The following is a 3403-nucleotide window of genomic DNA, read 5'->3' on the forward strand; positions in this document are numbered from 1 at the left end:
GGGTTTGGTGTTGGTTGAGAATTGCACAGTGGATGCGAGCATCTTTAAAGCTTTTTGTGGTCAAGTTTTTAAGGGCGTACGGTGGATGCCTTGGCATCAGGAGCCGATGAAGGACGTGGGAGGCCGCGATAGGCCTGGGGGAGCTGTCAACCGAGCTGTGATCCCAGGGTGTCCGAATGGGGGAACCCGGCACCAGTCATGTGGTGTCACTCCTGCCTGAACACATAGGGCAGGTAGAGGGAACGCGGGGAAGTGAAACATCTCAGTACCCGCAGGAAGAGAAAACAACAGTGATTCCGTGAGTAGTGGCGAGCGAAAGCGGAAGAGGCTAAACCGTGCACGTGTGATACCTGGCAGGGGTTGCGTGTGCGGGGTTGTGGGACATGTCTGAATCGCGCTGCCATGCGGTTGCACAGTCAGAAAATTCTGGGTTAGTCGAAGTTCGCTGGAAAGCGGCACCGTAGACGGTGAGAGTCCGGTAGGCGAAAATCCTGGATCTGTGTTGGTGTGTTCCCGAGTAGCGGCGGACTCCTGTAATCTGCCGTGAATCTGCCAGGACCACCTGGTAAGCCTAAATACTCCCTGATGACCGATAGCGGACGAGTACCGTGAGGGAAAGGTGAAAAGTACCCCGGGAGGGGAGTGAAATAGTACCTGAAACCGTGCGCCTACAATCCGTCGGAGCGTCCTGTTACTTGTAGCAGGGGTGACGGCGTGCCTTTTGAAGAATGAGCCTGCGAGTTAGTGATACGTGGCGAGGTTAACCCGTGTGGGGGAGCCGTAGCGAAAGCGAGTCTGAATAGGGCGTTCAGTCGCGTGTCCTAGACCCGAAGCGGAGTGATCTAGCCATGGGCAGGCTGAAGCGCGGGTAAGACCGCGTGGAGGGCCGAACCCACCAACGTTGAAAAGTTGGGGGATGACCTGTGGTTAGGGGTGAAAGGCCAATCAAACTCCGTGATAGCTGGTTCTCCCCGAAATGCATTTAGGTGCAGCGTCACGTGTTTCTTGCCGGAGGTAGAGCACTGGATGGCCTAGGGGGCCTACAAGCTTACTGAAGTCAACTAAACTCCGAATGCCGGTAAGTGAGAGCGTGGCAGTGAGACTGCGGGGGATAAGCTTCGTAGTCGAGAGGGAAACAGCCCAGATCACCAGCTAAGGCCCCTAAGCGTGTGCTAAGTGGTAAAGGATGTGGGGTCGCATAGACAACCAGGAGGTTGGCTTAGAAGCAGCCACCCTTGAAAGAGTGCGTAATAGCTCACTGGTCAAGTGGTTCCGCGCCGACAATGTAGCGGGGCTCAAGCACACCGCCGAAGCTGTGGCATTCACATGATAACCCGGCTGATCCTTTCGGGGTGAGGTCCAGGTGTGTGGATGGGTAGGGGAGCGTCGTGTCACCGGTGAAGCGGCGGAGTGATCCAGCCGTGGAGGTGACGCGAGTGAGAATGCAGGCATGAGTAGCGAAAGCAGGGTGAGAAACCCTGCCGCCGGATGACCAAGGGTTCCAGGGCCAGGCTAATCCGCCCTGGGTGAGTCGGGGCCTAAGGCGAGGCCGAGAGGCGTAGTCGATGGATAACGGGTTGATATTCCCGTACCCGCGTAGAAGCGTCCATGCCGGACCCACTTGTACTAACCTCCGGATGCCTTGAAGCCTTCGGGTGGATGGGTTGATGTTGGGAACTTGGGTGGTAGTAGGCAAGCGATGGGGTGACGCAGGAGGGTAGCTGGACCCGGCCGGTGGTTGTGCCGGGGCAAGCGTGTAGCCCGCAGTGTAGGCAAATCCGCACTGCTTGAGGGTGAGACGTGAAGCGGAGCCGTTTCAGGCGAAGTCAGTGATCCCATGCTGCCGAGAAAAGCCTCTAGCGAGTTTCGAGCGGCCCGTACCCCAAACCGACACAGGTGGTCAGGTAGAGAATACCGAGGCGATCGGGCGAACTGTGGTTAAGGAACTCGGCAAATTGCCCCCGTAACTTCGGGAGAAGGGGGGCCACCGATGGTGAGACCACATGCTGGTGGAGCGGTTGGTGGCCGCAGAGACCAGGGGGAAGCGACTGTTTACTAAAAACACAGGTCCATGCGAAGTCGTAAGACGATGTATATGGACTGACGCCTGCCCGGTGCTGGAACGTTAAGGGGACCTGTTAGTCCGTGAGGGCGAAGCGGAGAACTTAAGCGCCAGTAAACGGCGGTGGTAACTATAACCATCCTAAGGTAGCGAAATTCCTTGTCGGGTAAGTTCCGACCTGCACGAATGGCGTAACGACTTCCCCACTGTCTCAACCACAGGCCCGGCGAAATTGCACTACGAGTAAAGATGCTCGTTACGCGCGGCAGGACGGAAAGACCCCGGGACCTTCACTATAGCTTGACATTGGTACTCGAATTCGATTGTGTAGGATAGGTGGGAGCCTGTGAAGCGGCCACGCCAGTGGTTGTGGAGGCAAGCTTGAAATACCACTCTGTTGGATTTGGGTATCTAACTTCGGACCGTGATCCGGTTCAGGGACAGTGTCTGGTGGGTAGTTTAACTGGGGCGGTTGCCTCCTAAAATGTAACGGAGGCGCCCAAAGGTTCCCTCAGCCTGGTTGGCAATCAGGTGTTGAGTGCAAGTGCACAAGGGGGCTTGACTGTGAGACTGACAGGTCGAGCAGGGACGAAAGTCGGGACTAGTGATCCGGCACTGGCAGGTGGAAGCGGTGTCGCTCAACGGATAAAAGGTACCCCGGGGATAACAGGCTGATCTTCCCCAAGAGTCCATATCGACGGGATGGTTTGGCACCTCGATGTCGGCTCGTCGCATCCTGGGGCTGGAGTAGGTCCCAAGGGTTGGGCTGTTCGCCCATTAAAGCGGTACGCGAGCTGGGTTTAGAACGTCGTGAGACAGTTCGGTCCCTATCCGCCGCGCGCGTAGGATACTTGAGAAGGGCTGTCCCTAGTACGAGAGGACCGGGACGGACGAACCTCTGGTGTGCCAGTTGTTCTGCCAAGAGCACGGCTGGTTGGCTACGTTCGGAAGGGATAACCGCTGAAAGCATCTAAGCGGGAAGCTCGCTTCGAGATGAGGTATCCCACCCCTTGAGGGTTAAGGCCCCCAGTTAGACCACTGGGTTGATAGGCCGGAAGTGGAAGCCTGGTAACAGGTTTGAGCTGACCGGTACTAATAGGCCGAGGACTTGACCTCATACACAAAGCTTTAATGACAACGCATCCACTGTGTGATTCTGAACCAACACCGGACGCACCCCAACCATGTGTTGGGTGTGCGGGGTTGACAGGTTCATAGAGTTACGGCGGCCATAGCGGAGGGGAAACGCCCGGTCCCATTCCGAACCCGGAAGCTAAGCCCTCCAGCGCCGATGGTACTGCACCCGAGAGAGTGTGGGAGAGTAGGACGCCGCCGGACAAA

2 rRNA genes are annotated in these 3403 nt (G+C 57.0%); both read left to right on the forward strand.

What is annotated here, in order from left to right:
- The first annotated feature begins 58 nt into the window (after positions 1–58).
- A 23S ribosomal RNA gene (locus Dsi01nite_RS56700) occupies positions 59–3178 on the forward strand.
- 105 nt (positions 3179–3283) lie between these two features.
- A 5S ribosomal RNA gene (rrf, locus tag Dsi01nite_RS56705) occupies positions 3284–3400 on the forward strand.
- Positions 3401–3403 lie beyond the last annotated feature (3 nt).

Origin of the sequence: Dactylosporangium siamense, from assembly GCF_016862795.1 — a bacterium.
Classification (GTDB): domain Bacteria; phylum Actinomycetota; class Actinomycetes; order Mycobacteriales; family Micromonosporaceae; genus Dactylosporangium; species Dactylosporangium siamense.